Genomic DNA, 17,156 nt, shown 5'->3' on the forward strand with positions numbered 1-17,156 from the left:
TCACTCAGCGCCGTCGAGGACGGAGACACCGGGGTCGCCGTCCTGGCGCCAGACGTCGTGGTCCAGTCCCCAGCCCGGCTGGAACTCGTACTCTCTGATCTGGTTCAGGGACCAGTTCTCTGGCAGCGCGAAGCCGAGGTTGCCGGAGTAGCCCCAGGACATCCCGGAGACCAGTGACCAGCGGGCGCCGATTTCGCGGGAGACGCGGCTGCACACGTGGCGAGAGCCGTAGACACCGAAGCTGTACCGGTTGCCGAGTGCGGCGAGCCCGTCCCGTACGCCACGGAAATAGGGATTGATGTTGCTGTCGATGTCGACGTCCAGCGCGTCGTAGTCGACGGCGAAGTAGATGCACGTGCCGACGGGGATACGGTGCTCGACGGCCTTCCGGTGCGCGACCGTGCCCTGGTCGTACCCCTTGGGGTAGGTGAAGTTGGGCAACTGCGTGCCGTTCCACTGGAAGATCGGGAAGAGTCGCAGCCCGGCGTCGAGGATGGTCTGCGGTTCGCCGGGCTTGAGCGCCTTGTTGAGGAAGTCCTCGTCGTCTGGCGGAAGGTGTTCGTCGAGGTAGCGCCCGACGATCTGGTAACCGGCGGTCCGAAGCTGCGCGGCCCGGCTGGCAGTGATCTGGGTGATGCAGTCACAGCCGGTTGCCGGCCGGCTGGTGTCACCACAGGACACGAGGAGTTGGGCCCAGGTCGGATAGTCGTTGGTGCCGGTGACCGGGAGTTGGGCGAACCGTTGGAAGGCGCGTACCCACGCCACGTGGGTGCTGGTCGCGGTGTCGGTACCGATGTCCTCCGGGCGGTAGCCCAGCGGCGCCGGGGGCGGTCCCGGCAACATGGTGGGGGAGTTGAAGTAGCAGGCCGAGCGGAACAGGTAGCGGAGCTCGCCGGTGAGCTGACCGGAACCCGTGCCGCGCAGCCCGGCCTGCGTCCCGGGGCCGAAGTAGCCGTTGATCGAGTGCGGGTCGATGCCGATCTCGTACTGGATGGCCATCATGAGTCCCTGCTGGACATCCCGGGAGTAGATGCCGTCGCAGGGCACCAGACCCATCGCGGGAACGCCCACGTCAGCGACGTAGCGCGAGTTCAACCGTTGCTGGATGCGCCGGACCTCGGGGTCGCCGCCGGGCACGAGCTGGAACTGGTCCATCCGCAGCAGCGCCCGCGCGACGTGCGGCCACATCCGGTGCCGGTTCACTTCGTCCGTGTACGACAGGCCGGCGTCGCGATAGAGCTGGGCCAGGGCCAGTTCGGAGTCGCCGGTCCACGTGGCCTGGTTCGTGGAGGTCCAGTAGCCCTTGCTCCACAACGCGCCGTTGTAGATCCGGATCAGGTTCGCGTCCAGCTCGTTCCGGGGCATTCTGTCGCGGCGTCGGACGGCGTCGAAGGTCCCGGGGCCGAAGTTCTGCACCGTTGGGGAGATGCCGTGTTCGTGTTGCAGTCCCTGGGTGAGTGACAGCACCGTGGACCAGCCGGTACGCCCGCTCTCCGGGCACGGCAGGTAGCCCGGGGCACTGCGGTAGGTGGCGTTCACCCAGCGCTGGGCCGCGTAGACGTGGATGTCCGCGAAGCCGCTCCAGGGCACGCTCGGGTCGATCGTCGAGCCCGGCAGGGCGTACATCGTCAGGTTTCCCGGGCACTCGGTGGCGATGTCGCTCTGGTACGAGTGTGGAAAGATCATGGTGCCGGCCCGCTTGGGCGCCTCGGTCCGCAGGTGCTCGATGAGTCGTCGGTAGGCACGCAGCATGGCCTCGGTAGGGGCATGGTTCGACCGCATGAGCGCGCAGATGGAGTAGAAGCCGGCGTTACGCCCGATCCACTCGCCGGGGCTCCTCTCGATTTCGCCGGCGGTGTTCGCCTCACCGCGCTCGTAGCCACGGCCCTCGTAGATCTCACCGTGCGGACAGACCAGGAAGTTGTAGGCGATGTCCCCGTTGTACTTGTCGGGGTCCTCGGTGTGCTCGTGGTAGATGTCGGCGATGTCCCGCTGGCAGGACTCCTCCGACTCGTAGTCGTGGCCGAACGGATTCCACGGGCCCCGGTAGTGGACGAAGACTCCCCCGATCGGGTTCCAGTCGTTGAGGCTGGCCTGGGGAGGCTGGGTGGCATGGTGTCGCTTGTCCGGGCTCGCGTACTCGGCCCAACTGGACCGTGAGTGGAAGATGGCCGACATGGCTCCTCGTTCCGGGAGTGAGAGGTGCTGACCCGCCACGAAGAGGGAAATCTCCACCACGGGTTCCGACAGGATCCCCCCGATGTCGCCTAGTAGCGGGACCGTTGCACAGGGTCCCCTGCTGTGCAATAAATGCCCCATGGGAGTCGGGAGGAGCGCCTCCGGCCGTCGGGGGCGTCCGTACCGGGCCGGCGCCGGACCGGCCGCACGTCCCGGTGTGCCGCTACATCAGCAGCGTGTGGGGTGGCTGCTGCGGGTCAATCGGCTGTACGGGCCGACCGAACGGTGGCTGCGGTTGGCCGATTTCGCCCAGGCGTTCCAGGGCGGATGCTGGCCCGAGCGCACCAGCCTCTACCAGATCTCCCGCTGGGAGACCGCAGCGGTACGCGTGCCGTACCTGGCCATCCGCCGGTACGAGGAACTGCTGGCCCTGGGCTCGCACCAGCTCGTGGCACCGATCGACACCATCTACCGGTACGCGGCCTCCAGCGGCGACGCGGCACCGGTGCTGAACCGGGGCCCGGAGCGGTCGGCGGTGACGGATCGGCTCACCGAACTCGTGGAGATGGCCGGCTCGGCGACGGCAGTGCTGACCGGAGTGGAGTGGGACGAACTCACCCGACGGCTGGCCGCCGCACCGGAGATCGTGCTCAGCCCACGGCGAGCCTGGACGGACATCGCCGAGCGGCTGCTCAGCGAGACCATCGTGGCCGATGGGCTCGCCTGGATGCAGCGGTACGAGGCGCTGAGCCGCCTACTGGCGCACCCCGTCGGGCAACGCGCGGCCGTCGCCGCCTGTGCCAGCCTCGCGGCCGACCGGACAAGTCAGGTCTTCGTGGAGACGGTGGGTGCACTCGACGCGAGCGGCCATCCCGACGCCAACCGGCACGTGCTGCGCCAGCTGATTCACCCGACGAACGATCGGGCCCAGTTCGGCGCCCTGCTGGCGAGCGTACGGAAGCTCCGCTTCGGACACTTCGCCGAAGCGGAGATGTCCCGGCTGGTGACAATCATCCAGGAGTTGGCCTTCGATTCGACTCGGCGCGAGGACGTCCAGCCGCTCGCGGTCGAGCTACTCCGCTGCCTGCCGGAGAGCGCCTCGGCGGCGAGTCGGATGCGGCTGCGCCATCTGGCGGCCGATCCGGCCCTGCACCCGGTGCTTCGCGCGGGTCGGCTGGTGGAGGAGGAGGCGAGCCAGCACCTGGTCGACCGGGTCAGGAACTCGATGGTGGCCGTGATGCCCCGCGACATACCTTCGTTCCGTGACGACATCCTGCCGGTCCTGCTGGACGAGATGTTCGCCAGCCCGGTGTTCGACGTCCGGATGTACGCGGCCATCACCGTGAGCGGCACACCGTACCGGCAACGCCTGGCCGCCGCGCTCTCCGCGGAACTGGCCGGCACGGCGGTACTCGCGACCCCGGTGGCGCCGGCCATGATCGAGGCGCTGCGGCTGCTCGGCGGAGCGGAGCAGCGGGCGGTGATCGAGCGGTTGGTCACCGCCAGCGGAATGCCGGCGCCGGTCACCGTCGCGGCGGCACAGGCGATCGGGCACGTGGGCGGGCACAGCGACGACCGGTTCTGGGGACGGGCGATCGCCTATCACGCCCAGTTGTGGGGGCGGACGCGGCTACCGACGAACGCGGCGGCGCTGAACGGCCTGACCTATGGCCTGGGCATGACCCGCAATCTCGTCATCCTGCGCCGGCTACGCGCCGACGACCGGATGCCCGAGCAGGTACGCGCGGCGGCCGCCTGGTGGCTCAACCTGCCCGGGACGGTGTACGAGAGCGCCAACCAGTAGGCCGGCCTCGACTTCGCCGCGATGCGGGCCCGCCCGTTGCCACGGGCACCGGTGCTGGGTTGGGACGACATGGCGCTGGTGCGCCGAGGTGCCGTAGGGCACCCCGGCGCACCGGAACGGATGGCGGCCGATTCCAGCTCGGTCGGCTCCAGTAGTGGGTCAGGCGCAGGCCGTCGCGGTGGATCCGGGCTGACCGGTCCAGCGGGCGCTGACGCCAAGGGTCGGCGAATAGATCATGCGCGTCCACGAGTAGTCACTGCTGCTGTCCGAGACGCCGGTCTGGTGGTATCCGGTGGCGCACTGGTAGGCGCGCAACTGCCACGGGTAGGACTGCCCCCAGGAGGCAGGCACCCGCGCCCAGTTCGTCTTGCAGGACGGCGACCACCTCAGCTCGACGTACGACGAAAAGGTCCCGGGAATCCGCGCCGACGCGACCGTGTAGGCGTCCGTCCCGCACCCGGCGGCCTGCGGGTCCTGGCCAGAACAATAATCTCCCCAACAGGTGGCGGCTTGCGCGGAATTGGTCACCGCGTCGACACCGGCCACCGCGAAGAGCAGACCGAGCGCCAATGCCGAACGTTGGATGAATCTCTTCATGACTCTGACACCTCCGAACTCGGACGAATTCCTGCTGCCCGCTCCCACAGCCGGTCCGACCCACGGGTCTTGATCTCGGATCTGGCGCGGGAATGCGTGCTGACCCATGGTCGGCCCCGGGTGCGTCGTCGGCGCACGCGTTGCAACTGGTCGTCATGGCTGCAACAAATGCGCCAGGCAGGGCTGAGCACCGCTGTACCGGGGCATCGATGCCAACGTCCGCGCGACGACCTCGGGTCGTTGTTCCGGGAGGAGCAGACCATGATCAGAGGTTCCGGCGACCTCGGGTGTCCCTGCCGTTCGGCCGGCACCTGACTCGTCCCCGATCAGGAGTTGGCCGCCTGGCGGATCATCGTCGTCGGGGGCACAGGGCGACACCACGCCGATCGTGCTGGCCTCCCAGCGACCGACGAGCAGGGGCGCTGGCCGGTGGCGTCATGCCGACGTACCCGTCCCGGCACGCGGCGGCTCGCGCCCGGCGGAGCCGCGGCGGATCGCTGCGAGCAGCGGTGGGGAGTCCCACGCTGCTTCACCGCCGAACCAGCGTTGCACCGCCGGGGATGGCGGGCGTATACCGCCCAGGGGATAGAGCAGGATCGCGAGCAGTGTTCCGCCAGCCGACACGCCGAGGCAGATCCAGAGCGCCACGCGGGCGCCTTCCGCGGGAGTGTCGCCGACGGTTGCGGCGACGTAGAGCAGGATTGGCGCGATCATGAACGCGGCCACCGCTCGTAGCAGCTCGACGATCGCGAAGACCCGCTGAAGAGCGTTGTTGCGCAGCGAGAAGCCGGCGATGAACAGCGCCGGGGTGACCGAGGCGCCGACACCGACGCCGATCAGTCCCGTGGCGATCAGCGTACGGGTGGTGCCGGGTGGGACGCTGGCGGCGACGAGCGCGATACCCGAGACGAGCGAAAGCATGCCCACCAGCGCAAAGTAGTGCAGCGCCCGGGTGGTGAACAGCTTCGCGAACACGATCGCCGCGATCACCGCCCCGCCGAACTCAGGCAGGTAGAGCAGCCCCAGTTCGAGGGGCGAGTACCGATTCCGAAGCACGACGCCGGTCAACGCGACCGCGGCCACGGAGGTTGCCGCCGCAGACATGGCCACGACTATCCCCACCGCCGGCAGCGTGGTCGTGAGGGGACGCAAGATCAGTAGCGGGCGTTTGGCGCGGTACTGCTGGATCAGCAGGATGACGATCAGTGCCAAGCCTCCGGCCAGCGGTGCCAGCGTGTTGGCGTCGAGAGATCGACCAGGCAGGAACTGTGAGGCTCCGTAGAACGCCGCCACACAGCCGGCAGTGGCCAGTACGACGGCGACCGGGGAACGTGTGGCCGTGGGATCTGCCGGCGGCACGTCCTGGAAGGTCAGCAGCGACAGTAGCAGCGCCACGATGGCGATCGCCGCGATCACCCAGAACAACGGCCGCCAACTGTCTGCCTGAACTTGGACCCCGGCGATCAGCGGGCCCAACGCGACGCCCCCGAAAATCGACAGGTTCAAGATCACTGCCGTCGGGGTGAGCCTCGACGGCGGGAACCCGGTGACCAGTGGAGGTACGGCGGCGATCAACAGGAGACTGGTGCACAGGCCCTGGAGCACGTGCCCGACGATGAACAGCACCGGTTCGGTCGCTGACGCCGCGAACACCGAGCCGACCACGAGGAAGGCGGTGTAGAGGAGCATCATCCGGCGCTGGGGCAGGTGCTGGGCGGCCTGCACCGACAGCACGGTGCCCAGCGCATAGCCGGCGTTGGCCAGGCCCACGGCCAGGTTCGTCTGCGCCGTGCTCATGTCGAGCTCCCGGGCGATGATCGGCGCGAGCGGATCCAGCGCCACCGAGACCACCAGGTACGGAACCAGCGCGGCGACGACCATCGCCGCCACTGCGGGGTAGTTGTGGGCCAGCGGTCCTTTCCACGTCATTCCGTCAGCCTCGTCATCCCGGCGGCCTCGCCGACGGACCCGAGCCGGTTGTGCTCCACCGCAGGTCGCGGGCGCGGGGCATGGTTCGCCAACGGTCCACGGGTCAGGGCGAAGGATCGCCCAACTCGGTGAAGGATGGAGGCCGCGTTCAGTGATCCGTGCTGGAGCACCGATCGTCCTACCGAAGCTACCCGGCGAAAGGGTCGTACAGGTGGGATTACGACGAAATCGAGCGCTGCCAGCGTACGACCCCGGGTAGTCGCCGTGCGGGGCCGGGCAGCCGTCCGGCCGCCGCTCGTGCCGCGCGACGGGCCACACCCGGAACCCTGCGCGGAACGCGGTCAGGTACGGTGCGGTTCCGATCCGGTCGCACAGGTCATCGGCCCACCAGGACCGCTCGACGCCCCAGAGGTCGGGCCCGGGGCCGCGATCCGGCGCAGGCCGGTGTCCGTCCTGCCGGTGCACCCGGTCGACAGCGACAGTGCTGACCGACGGGACCCGGTCGTCGTCACCCCGCAGACCAACCAACCCGGTCGACGACGGCCTCAGCCTGGGCAGGACTCAACCGGGGGTCGCAGAGCGAGGTGTACGCCACCGGCAGTTCCCCTTCGTCGGTGGGACCCGGGAGACCGAGACACTCGGTGACCTCGCGTCCGGCAAGTTCCAGGTGGATGCCGCCGGCGATGGTGCCGGCCTGCTCGTGCGCCCACAGGAAGCCGTTGATCTCGTCAACCACATCGTCCAACCGGCGGGTCTTGAGGCCCTGACCGGTGGTGACCGTGTTGCCGTGCATCGGGTCACACAGCCAGGTCACCTGGTGTCCGGCCCGCGCGACAGCCCGCAGCAGCGGCGGCAGTGCACGGCGGACGTGACCGGAGCCCATTCGGCTGATCAGCACGAGGCGGCCTGCCAGTCGCTGCGGATTCAGTCGTTCACAGAGGTCAAGCATGGTTTCCGGGCTCGTCGACGCGGTCACCTTGCAGCCCACTGGGTTGACGACCTGGGCGGCGAGAGCGACATGGGCATGGTCGAGCTGGTTGGTACGGGCGCCGATCCACGGTAGGTGGGTCGAGGTCAGCAGCCAATCGTCATCGACGCGACGGGTCAGCGGGACCTCGTAGTCCAGGACCAGAGCCTCGTGACTGGTCCAGACTCGTCCGATCCAGCGTGCCGCCCGCAGCGCGGCCATCGTCGCCGAAGCGTGCTGGTAGGCGTCGACCATTCTGGTCGCGTCGTGCCGCCGGGCGTGCGGCGTCGGACGTTCGTCGTTGATGATGTGGCCACGGAAGGCCGGCAGCCGCAGCGCCCCGGCTGTCTCGAACGGCGCCGAGCGCGGTTTGGCGAATTGCCCGGCGATCCGGGCCACCGGCACCACACTCCGCCCCACCGCGCGGGACAGCCGCTTGGCCAGGGCCGTGAGAACGTCCGCCTTGGTCAGCGCGTCGGCCGGGCTGTCGGCAAAGCTCTCCGCGCAGTCACCGGCCTGGAGGACGAATGCCCTACCTGCCCCGGCGTCGGCCAACTTCTCGCGAAGCAGTCTCACCTCGGGCAGGGTGACCAGCGCCGCCGACCGGGTCAGCTCCTCGACGGCGTTGGCGCGGTTGACCTGGTCAGACCATCGTGGCTGCTGCTCGGCCGGCAGGTCGTAGAGGTCGACCGGCCGCCAGTCCTCGTATGTCGTGGGCGCTATGCCGCTGGCTGTCGATGTCGTCACGGCTTGAACTCCAGATTCTGCGGGAACGTGGTGCCATGGGCGAACACGAAGCCCTGCCACGCCTACCGGCTCTTCGAGCCGCGAAGGCGGTACAGGCAGGTCGAGTAGTCGTACCTGAACTGGCGGTCAGTAGGCGTCCGTGAAGCTGAGGCTCGGCGATGTCGGGGGTGGCCCACCCGCCATGTTCACCATTGCCATGTTCGAGGATCGGAACGACGTCGCCGGCGGTGAGCAGCCCGCGGGTGTACCCGATCACGTCCTTTTCTGGTTTCCTTCCGAGATTTCGGAAAAACGGCCCGGTCAGGGCCGGGTGGCGACGTCTTCCTCGCCGTAGTCGTGATCCGGGTGGTCCACGGTCCCCTGTTTCCAGTAGCCACGGGTGACGACCCGGTCGCGGATCAGGCCCGCCTCGTCCAGCAGGTGTTTGCGGATGGAGCGGACGGCGGTCGCCTCGCCGGCCACGAAGGCCGCCGTGCGCTCGTCCACCGCCAGACCCCGGACCGCTGTGGTGAGGACATCCCCGGCTGGCCGGTCCCCTCGGGCGAGCCACCGGACAGTCGTCAGCGGCGTGACCGGGAGGGGTACCTCGTCGTCGGCGGCGCCGACTTCGGCGAGGACCTGGACCGCTAGGCCGGTCGGGAGGTTTTCCAGAATCGTCGCGGCGGCGGGCAGGGCCGTCTCGTCGACCGCCAGGATGAGCGACGAGGCGTCGGCGGGTAGCCGGTAGCCACCGCCGGGGGAACCGATGGCGACGGCGTCACCGACGGCCGCCCGCTGCGCCCATTGCGCGGCAGGGCCCAAGCCGGGGTGGATCAGCATCTCGATCTCCAGCACCTCGTGCCGCGAATTCCACCGCCTGGGCGTATAGGTGCGGACGATGGGCCACGGCTGTCCCTCCGGAACCCGGGGCCCGGTCGGCGTCCACGTCACCGGGCTCGGGGCCGTCTGCCCGGGTTGGGGAAGGAAGATCTTGACATGCTGTGCGGGGACGAGCGACTCGAACCCGGTGAGACCGGGGCCGCCCAGTTCGACGCAGACCATGCGTGTCGTGAGGGGGTGTACCGCGACGATCGACGCCGGTTTCGGCGGCGACCGCCGGCGACGAGGCGGTGCAGGTGGAATCTCGGTCATGTCATCACTCACCGGGCTAGTTGGCGTTCGAGTCGGCGGGTGCCGGCCCACAGACAGATCGCACCCATCACGACGAGGTACGCCGCGGAGCCCGTGAGATCGGCGCCGATCGTGCCCAGCACCGGTTCACGGATTATCTGAATGCTGTGATAGAGCGGTAGCGCGTTGATCAGGTATTGGATGGGCTGCGGGTACACGGTCAGTGGATAGAAGGTGGTGGCGAAGAGGAACATCGGGAGCATGACAAGCTGGACGATCTGGTTGTCCGGCCAGTCGCGCATGAGTGTCGCCACCAGCAGCCCGGCGCAGGCGAAGGCGAAGGCGATCAGAACGGCTCCAGGCAACGCGAGCACCGCCCACGGCGATCGGATCAGCCCACAGACGAGCATGATGCCGAGGAAGCCGGCCGCCTCGATCGTGCCACGCAGAACGGCCCAGGCGGCTTCACCGAGCGCGATGCCACGCGCGGTGATCGGCGTTGTGAGCATGGCGTGGTAGGTCTGTTCGTACCGCAGCCGGGTGAAGACGCCCTGGGTGGTGGCGTTCATCGCACCGTTCATGGCGGCGACGGCGAGCAGCGCCGGGGCAATGTACTGCGGGAAGGTGACCGTGTCGCCGAGTCCGTCGACGTGTCCGATCATCTGTCCCACGCCTGCCCCGATCGAAACCAGGTAGAGGATGGGTTCCACGACACCGAAGGCGAGAATCGTCCAACTGTGCCGATGGACCATGAGGTTGCGCAGCAGGACGAGGTGCCCGTTGCCGAGGGCGGCCGCCCGGCCCGGTGGGACGGCGGTTGCGAACGTGGTCACGCGCGGTCCCCTTGATCAGTAGTGGAGTTTGCGGGCGTACGCGGCCCGGGCGACGGCCAGCCCGGCGGCGGCGAGAGCGGTCAGGTAGGCCAGGTGTCCGGCGATACCGGACCAGTCCGGCGTTTCGAGGACGACTGCCCGGCACACTTCAACACCGTGCCACAGCGGCAGCGGGTAGATGACCGGTCTGATGGCCGCCGGTAGCTGGTCGACGGCGACGAAGGTGCCCGAGAACAGGTACAGCGGCATGATGACGAACCGGTAGATGGTGAAGAAGGTCTCTCGACGTCGGATGGTCACGCCGAGTGCCATCAGCGGGGTCGCGAAGGCCAACCCGGTCAGCAACGCGGCCGGAATGCTGAGCAGGGCCAGTGGCGATTTCGCCACCCCGAAGCACAGCATGGCGAGCAGGACCGCCGACGCGCTGGTCGTGATCCGGAAGGCCACGAAGAGCAGGTGGCCGTGCAGGATGTTCGCCGGGCTGAGCGGGGTGTGGGCGGCGGCGCGGTAGTTTCGGCGCGAGTAGAGCGACATCTGTGACTGGGTCGCGGACTCCAGTGAGGCTGTCTGCATCGCCGCGGCAGCCAGTAGCCCGGGCGCCAGAAAGGCCAGGTAGCTGACGCCGTGGAGTCCCGCGCTGGAGCTTTGGTCGATGAGCCGGCCGAGTCCGATACCGACACCGGTGAAGAAGAGCAGGGGGTTCGCGATGCTGATGACGATGCTGCTGCGCCAGGTACGGCGGTAGTGCATCATCCAGTAGGTGAACTCGCGAAGGGGTAGTGGTGAGGCCAGGGCCACCGGATCGTCCTTTCGACGATGTGTCGACTAGTCGACGAGGGTGCGTCCGGTCAGGGCGAGGAACACGTCCTCCAGCGACGAACGGCGGATCAGAGCGGTGATCGGGGTCAGCCCGAGGCGGTGCACCTCTCGTAGCGCGTCCTCACCCTGGTCGGCGTAGACCAGGATGCGGTCCGGTAGCGTCTCGACCCGGTGACCGGGAAGCCGGCCGAGCGCCGGGTCATCGGCGAGGACCTTCGCGGCGGCGGGCATGTCGTCGAATCCGAATCGCAGTTCGAGCACTTCACGGGCGGCGTGCGACTGGATGAGTTCGAGTGGCGTCCCACAGGCCACGATCAGTCCCTTGTCCATCACCACCAGGCGATCGCAGAGTTGCTCCGCCTCGTCCATGTAGTGCGTGGTGAGGATGAGGGTGACGCCGTCCTGCTTGAGTCGGAAGAGGCGTTCCCACAACACGTGCCGCGCCTGCGGGTCGAGACCGGTCGTGGGCTCGTCGAGGAGCACCAACTCGGGCGAGTTCACCAGCGAGCGCGCGATCGTGAGGCGTCGCCGCATCCCACCCGAGAGGGCGTCGACGCGGGCGCTGGCCTTCTCGGTGAGCTGCGCGAACTGTAGTAGCTGGGTGGTCCGTTCGCGAATGGTCGCCTTGGGCAGGCCGAAGTACCGTCCGTAGAGAAGAATGTTCTCCGCTACTGAGAGCTCCAGGTCGAGCGCGTCGTCCTGCGGGACGACCCCGATGCGGGATCGGATCTGCTGGCCCTGGGTCACCGGGTCCAGCCCGAGAACCTCCAGCCGGCCGCCAGTCGGCGTCGACACGCAGCTGATCATGCGCATCGTCGTCGATTTGCCGGCTCCGTTCGGCCCGAGGAAGCCGAAGCACTCACCGCGGTACAGCTCGAAGTCGATACCGGCGACGGCGGTGAAGCTGTTGCCGCGTTTGGGTTCGTAGGTCTTCCTCAGTCCGGCAGCGCGGACCATGGGCGCAGTCATGGGCGTACACCTCCGTCATGGGTGACGATGAGCCGGGTGAGTGGGGTGATCGGATCGTCCGGACGCTCGGCTGCCGTCACCAGGAGCTGTTCGAGGTCTCCCAGGAAGCCGAGTGCCGTGCCTGCCTGCGCGAACGCCGGGTCCAGCGCCAGCGTCAACGTGCAGATCCCGCTGAGCTCGCCCAGGAAGACGAAGAACTTCGCGCCACGCTGGCTCCCACGGTCCTCGAGCTGCAGGAGCCGGGTTTCGGAGAGCGCCGCACGGAGGTCGTCGGGGACGTTGTCCTCGCCCCGCTTCGGGGCGGTGAACCGTACGTCGTTGAAGAAGCAGTACCCACGTGGGACGAAGCCCCGATCGGCCGCGATGTCCGCGCAGAGCTGTTCGATGCGTTCCTGGTGGCCTTCACAATTGCGGTACGCCGCGAGCGCCGCGATCGACGACTGCTGCAGGTATTCGCGGACTGTCATCGCCCCGAGGCCGATGTGGAAGAGGCCGTTCTGATTGAACGCCCCGACGAACTCGCGCTCCTGCGGCCGGAACCGGGTACTGACGATCACCCGCAGCGTGGCCTCCGACTCCTGCACGCGTGTTGCCAGCAGGAGGGCGATGCCGGCGAGTACGACCGTGACCGGATTGCCGCCGGTGGCCGGGGCGAGGCGACGGGCGGCGCCTGCCAGCGCGGTCGACTCGATCCGCGCCCAGTCCCGTGGCGCACCGGCTGCGGTGTCGGTCGCGACGAGCATGGTCGGCGATACGGTCGACATGGTGCGACGCCAGAAGTCCAGGGTGCGTTTCTCCCGACGCTGGCCGGCCTCGGACGCCTCGTAGGCAGCGCGATCCAGCGGTTGGTCGGCACGTTCGGGCAGCGTCTCACCGTGTAGCAGTCGCCGGAGATCCTCTTTCACGATGGCGAGGCTCCACCCGTCGGCGGCCAGGTGGTTCACCACGAGCACCACGGCCGACACCTGACCGGCTTGCGTTACGGCGGCCAGTCGGATCGGAAGGTCGACGTCGGAGGCGAACGCACCGCGCCGCACGTGCTGGGCGACGGCTACGGCGTACGCCTCGACGTCGGTTCCCTCGATCTCGAACAGTTGCGCCGTCAGGGTGCCGGCGTCGACGACCTGCTGGGTCAGGGCCCCGTCGCGCATCGCGAACAACGTACGCAGAGCTTCGTGGCGTTCGACCAGCGCACGCAGGGACTCGACCATTCGGTCGACGGTCGTGGCCGGTGGAGCCGAAGTCCACAGCGTCTGGTTGAGCGCATCTGGCTGCGGTAGCCAACGCAGCACGTCCCAGAACGCGATCTGGGCCCAGGTAGCCTGAGCCACCCGCCCTAATGGAGTGTCTATATCAGAGTGACAGCCAAAAGTCAAGCTGATTTGCGACTGTGGTCGCACAGTGCCTCCCCGTGTTCGTCGAAACGATAGCAGTCGCTGCCTGCCTGTCAATAGTCGAAAAATTTCATGTTGCTGCACAGCCCTTGCGGGGCACCATCACGTTCTGTACCTTCGGGTCGCAGTCAGGATCCAGCGGATCCGTCGCTGCTTGAACTGATCACGGGGGAATGTTGTGGTTACGACGAGCTGGGGACGACGTCACGTCCCTGTCCACGGGCTCCATCGCGCCGTCGAGCCATCCCTCGCCTGCTGACCGATCAACGAGGCATTCCGGTCGACCAACCACGGGCACTCCGGCACCGAAGCCGGGGGAGTACGCCGATTCTCCATCGACGACCGCCGACCGTACGCAGCGGCGTGAATCGCGACGGCGGACCCTCCACTCCCGAGTCCCACGGCGACCGCGACGAGTGGAGGCTGCGCAATGGACCGCACGACCATCGCCATGAAGATCCGACGGCAACTGGGGGTGCTGCTCCCGGAGGTCGCCGTCGAGCACCTCGCCGACGAAGCGAACCTGCGCGACCTGGCGAGCTTCGACTCGCTGACCGTCCTGCAGCTCATGGTGTGGCTGGAGGGAGAGTTCGACATCGAGATCGCCGACGACGAGCTGACCGTCGAACGGTTCGACGCAATCGCCAAGATCACCGATTTCGTGCTGCTCGGTCGCGACCGGGCGGGTAGCACCGTCGGGCAGCCGTGATGGAGCGGAGCATCTTCCATGCGGTGCGAGACGCACCCGGTTCACCCGACGAGCCGGCCCTCCTGACCGGCGCCCGCGCCTGGACCCGACGCCAGCTCCTCGACGAGGCCGAACGCCTCGCCCACCACCTCGCCCAGCAGCCCAGCGACGGCCGGATCCTCGTGGGCGACGTCATCGACGTGGGTGCCCGTACGGTGCTCACGCTCGCCGCGGACCTCGCTGGACTCCCCCTGCTGCACAGCGACACGGAGTCGCCGACGCGGCACGACGGAATCATCGTCAGTGACTCCGCCACCCGAGACGGCGACGGCGGACAGCCGTGGGTGGGCACCGGCGGCTTCGAGTTCTGGACCCAGGTGTCCGGGGAACCGAGGAACCTGGCCGGCGTACCCGGGCGAAGCCAGATCTTTCTGACCTCCGGCTCCACCGGCGTACCGGTAGGGGTGGTACGGCCGGCCGAGCGGGTCCTCGCCGATGGCCGCCGCAGTGCGGCCTTCCTCGGCTACCGCCCCGGTCAGACCGTCGTCGTCAGCACCCTGACCTTTCACTCCTACGGCTTCACGTACGGACTGATCTCGCCCCTGGTCCACGGCCTGCGCGTGCGGCACCTCTCCTCACGATCGGTGCCTTCGCAGGTAGCCCGAGCGGTGCACGGCACCAGCGCCAGATTCATGATCGGACTGCCTTACCAGTTCCGACTGCTGGCCGCCACGCCCACCGTGGCGGTCACCGAAGGGCTCGCCACCCTGCACGCGGCTGTCTCCTCCGGCTCCGCGCTGCCTGTCGGGGTAGCCGCTGCCGTCGCCCACTACCCGTTCACGCTCTACAACGCGTACGGATCATCGGAGACCGGCGCCATCTCGCTGCGGGCGACCGACGACGATGAGCGCCCCGGCGCCGTGGGAGCACCGCTACCCGGCATCGAGGCGAAGCTGGACGCGGATGCCGGACTGGGTCGCGGTGGCGAACTTCTCCTCAAGACCACCTCGCTCGCGGCCGGCTATCTCGGCCCGAACGGCCTCGCCCCACTGCGCACCGTCGACGACCGGCCCGGAGACCAGCCGTGGTACCGGACCGGCGACCTGGCCGAGCTGGATGCCGACGGCATCCACCTCATCGGCCGGGTGAGCAGCGTCATCAACGTCGCCGGTAAGAAGGTCGACCCGCAGGAGATTCACGACGTACTCGTGGCGCACCCGCGAGTACGTGAGGCCCACGTGGCACCGGCCGACGACGAGGTCCGCGGCCAGGTTCCGGTTGCCCGGGTCGTCGCTGCCGGCCCGCTGACGACGGCCGAACTGCTCGACTGGTGTCAGGCCCGGCTGGCGAGCCACCAGATGCCCCGGCGGATCAGCCTGGTCGACAACCTGCCACGTTCCGCCCTGGGCAAGGTACTGCGATCATGAACACCGCGTCGGCGACGTTCGCCTTCCCCATTCAAACCCGGATGCTGCTCGGCAGCGAGGGGTCGACCACGGTTCTGCTCGAGGCACTGACCGGACGGGCGATGCGGGTCCGGGTCACCGCGCAGGAGCTCGTTGCGGGATCGGACCTGGAGCCGGCGGTCTGCGACGCGATCAACGCGGCGCCGCAGGACCGGCTCGTGCTACGGGAGTCCGTTCTGGAAGCCGCCGGCGCGACAGTCAGTGTCAACCGGGTCGTCTTCGCCGAATCGACCGCGCCCTGGCTGGTCGGTGATTCGAGCGACGTACCGATCGGCCATCAGTTACGCGGCCGTGGTGCCCTCCAGCACCGGACCCAGCTGGGATGCGGGACCGACGTCTGGCCGTACGGCGACTCACCGTGCGCGTTCAAGTGCTACGTGATCCGCAGTTCCGGTGGCCATCTGTACGTCCACGAACGCTTCAACCCCCTGATCGTGCCTCTCGCCTGAGGAGTCACCATGCGAACCACCGTCGCCGTCATCGGCGCCGGCCCAGCCGGACTTCTTCTCTCCCGGATGTTGCACCAGGAGGGTATCGACTGCGTCGTGCTCGAGGCACGTGACCGCGCCTACATCGAGCGACGGCAGCGGGCCGGCACCCTTGAGCAGAGCACCGTCGAGACCTTGCGGACCTTCGGTGCCGGCGACCGGCTCGACCGGGAGGGCATCCCGCACCACGCCATCGAGCTACGGTACGACCGGCAACCGTTCCGCCTTGACCTGCACAAGCACACCGGCCGGACAGTCACCCTGTACCCGCAGACGAAAATCGTCACGGACCTGGTGGCGCTCAACCTCCAGGACGGGATTCCCATCCTCTTCGAGGCCCAGGCGACGAAGGTGGAGAGAGTCGAAGGACCGAACCCCGTCGTGCATTTCCGCCACGCCGGCCGTGACGACCAACTGGAGTGTGACTTCATCGTCGGTTGCGACGGCTTCCACGGCATCACCCGGCTGTCGCTGCCCGCCTCGCAACTGCAGACCTTCGAGCGCACCTGCTCGTACTCGTGGCTGGGCATCCTCGCCGATGTGCCGCCGTCCTGCGTCGACCTCATCTACGCCCACTCGCCGCACGGCTTCGCGTTGCACAGCATGCGCTCCTCCGAGGTCAGTCGGCTCTACCTACAGGTACCGAACGACACCGACCTCAACGAGTGGCCGGATGACCGGATCTGGGACGAGCTGGCCTTCCGTTTCGCTACCGAGGACTGGGAACTTCGGCGGGGGCCGATCACCGAGAAGGCGGTGCTACCGATGCGGAGCTTCGTCGTCGAACCGATGCGATTCGGCCGGGTCTTCCTCGCCGGAGACGCCGCGCACATCGTCCCACCCACCGGCGCCAAGGGGCTGAACCTGGCGGTAGCCGACGTCCGGGTTCTTGGCCGTGCCTTCGCCGACTGGGCGAACGGCGGATCCACGGAACTGCTCGATGCCTACTCCGACACCTGCCTGCGCAGGATCTGGCAGGTGGAACAGTTTTCCTGGTCGATGACGGCGATGCTGCACCGCGAACCGGCTCAGACCCCTTTCGAGACACGGCTCCAACTGGCCCAGTTGTCCCGGATCGCCTCCTCACCGACCGCGGCGGCGGAGCTGGCCGAGAACTACACCGGCCGGGCGGTCGAATGACCTCGCGGCTGCCGGTCGAGGATGGTC

At 68.2% G+C, this 17,156-nt stretch carries 14 protein-coding genes; 5 read left to right on the forward strand and 9 right to left on the reverse strand.

Going from position 1 to position 17,156, the window contains the following annotated elements:
* On the reverse strand, window positions 1–2,178 hold the full coding sequence (locus tag ACIBF5_RS27235; RefSeq protein ID WP_396815726.1) for a glycoside hydrolase domain-containing protein: 2,178 nt from the start codon (window positions 2,176–2,178) through the stop codon (window positions 1–3).
* Between the two features lie 139 nt (window positions 2,179–2,317).
* On the opposite strand from ACIBF5_RS27235, the gene ACIBF5_RS27240 reads away from it, so the two are divergent.
* On the forward strand, window positions 2,318–3,982 hold the full coding sequence (locus ACIBF5_RS27240) for a hypothetical protein (RefSeq protein ID WP_396815727.1): 1,665 nt from the start codon (window positions 2,318–2,320) through the stop codon (window positions 3,980–3,982).
* A 159-nt stretch (window positions 3,983–4,141) separates the two neighbouring features.
* Here ACIBF5_RS27240 and ACIBF5_RS27245 read toward each other — a convergent pair whose 3' ends face one another.
* The 8 genes from ACIBF5_RS27245 to ACIBF5_RS27280 form a co-directional block, all read right to left on the reverse strand.
* Window positions 4,142–4,579, reverse strand: a complete 438-nt coding sequence (locus ACIBF5_RS27245) for a DUF2690 domain-containing protein (RefSeq protein WP_396815728.1) — start codon at window positions 4,577–4,579, stop codon at window positions 4,142–4,144.
* 435 nt (window positions 4,580–5,014) lie between these two features.
* A complete protein-coding gene (locus tag ACIBF5_RS27250; protein WP_396815729.1) occupies window positions 5,015–6,460 on the reverse strand; it encodes an MFS transporter in 1,446 nt (481 codons plus the stop codon).
* Window positions 6,461–7,016: 556 nt separating this feature from the next.
* Window positions 7,017–8,222 (reverse strand): 3-deoxy-7-phosphoheptulonate synthase, encoded by a 1,206-nt coding sequence (locus tag ACIBF5_RS27255; protein WP_396815730.1) that lies wholly within the window; start codon window positions 8,220–8,222, stop codon window positions 7,017–7,019.
* Window positions 8,223–8,522: 300 nt separating this feature from the next.
* Entirely contained in the window at window positions 8,523–9,353 is an 831-nt protein-coding gene (locus ACIBF5_RS27260) for a siderophore-interacting protein (RefSeq protein ID WP_396815731.1), read from the reverse strand.
* A gap of 8 nt (window positions 9,354–9,361) precedes the next feature.
* Window positions 9,362–10,165: an ABC transporter permease gene (locus ACIBF5_RS27265; protein WP_396815732.1), complete on the reverse strand. Its 804-nt coding sequence runs from the start codon at window positions 10,163–10,165 to the stop codon at window positions 9,362–9,364.
* A gap of 15 nt (window positions 10,166–10,180) precedes the next feature.
* Entirely contained in the window at window positions 10,181–10,963 is a 783-nt protein-coding gene (locus tag ACIBF5_RS27270; RefSeq protein ID WP_396815733.1) for an ABC transporter permease, read from the reverse strand.
* Between the two features lie 27 nt (window positions 10,964–10,990).
* A complete protein-coding gene (locus tag ACIBF5_RS27275; protein WP_396815734.1) occupies window positions 10,991–11,953 on the reverse strand; it encodes an ABC transporter ATP-binding protein in 963 nt (320 codons plus the stop codon).
* Window positions 11,950–13,284 (reverse strand): condensation domain-containing protein, encoded by a 1,335-nt coding sequence (locus ACIBF5_RS27280; RefSeq protein ID WP_396815735.1) that lies wholly within the window; start codon window positions 13,282–13,284, stop codon window positions 11,950–11,952. The genes ACIBF5_RS27275 and ACIBF5_RS27280 overlap by 4 nt, the downstream gene beginning before the upstream one ends.
* A 493-nt stretch (window positions 13,285–13,777) precedes the next feature.
* Here ACIBF5_RS27280 and ACIBF5_RS27285 point away from each other — a divergent pair, with 493 nt between their 5' ends.
* Genes ACIBF5_RS27285 through ACIBF5_RS27300 form a run of 4 tightly spaced genes read left to right on the forward strand, consistent with a single transcriptional unit; the run spans window position 13,778 to window position 17,129 of the window.
* Complete coding sequence (locus ACIBF5_RS27285) at window positions 13,778–14,056, forward strand: phosphopantetheine-binding protein (protein WP_396815736.1); 279 nt, start codon at window positions 13,778–13,780, stop codon at window positions 14,054–14,056.
* A 23-nt stretch (window positions 14,057–14,079) separates the two neighbouring features.
* Window positions 14,080–15,462 carry a class I adenylate-forming enzyme family protein gene (locus ACIBF5_RS27290; protein ID WP_396815737.1) on the forward strand — a complete coding sequence of 461 codons (1,383 nt, stop codon included), beginning with the start codon at window positions 14,080–14,082 and terminating at the stop codon, window positions 15,460–15,462.
* Window positions 15,459–15,950, forward strand: a complete 492-nt coding sequence (locus ACIBF5_RS27295) for a chorismate--pyruvate lyase family protein (protein ID WP_396815738.1) — start codon at window positions 15,459–15,461, stop codon at window positions 15,948–15,950. Before ACIBF5_RS27290 ends, ACIBF5_RS27295 begins: the two co-directional genes overlap by 4 nt.
* A 9-nt stretch (window positions 15,951–15,959) precedes the next feature.
* Window positions 15,960–17,129 (forward strand): 4-hydroxybenzoate 3-monooxygenase, encoded by a 1,170-nt coding sequence (locus ACIBF5_RS27300; RefSeq protein ID WP_396815739.1) that lies wholly within the window; start codon window positions 15,960–15,962, stop codon window positions 17,127–17,129.
* The last annotated feature ends 27 nt before the right edge of the window (window positions 17,130–17,156 follow it).

This window comes from Micromonospora sp. NPDC050417 (genome assembly GCF_044458865.1).
Taxonomy (GTDB): Bacteria; Actinomycetota; Actinomycetes; order Mycobacteriales; family Micromonosporaceae; genus Micromonospora_G.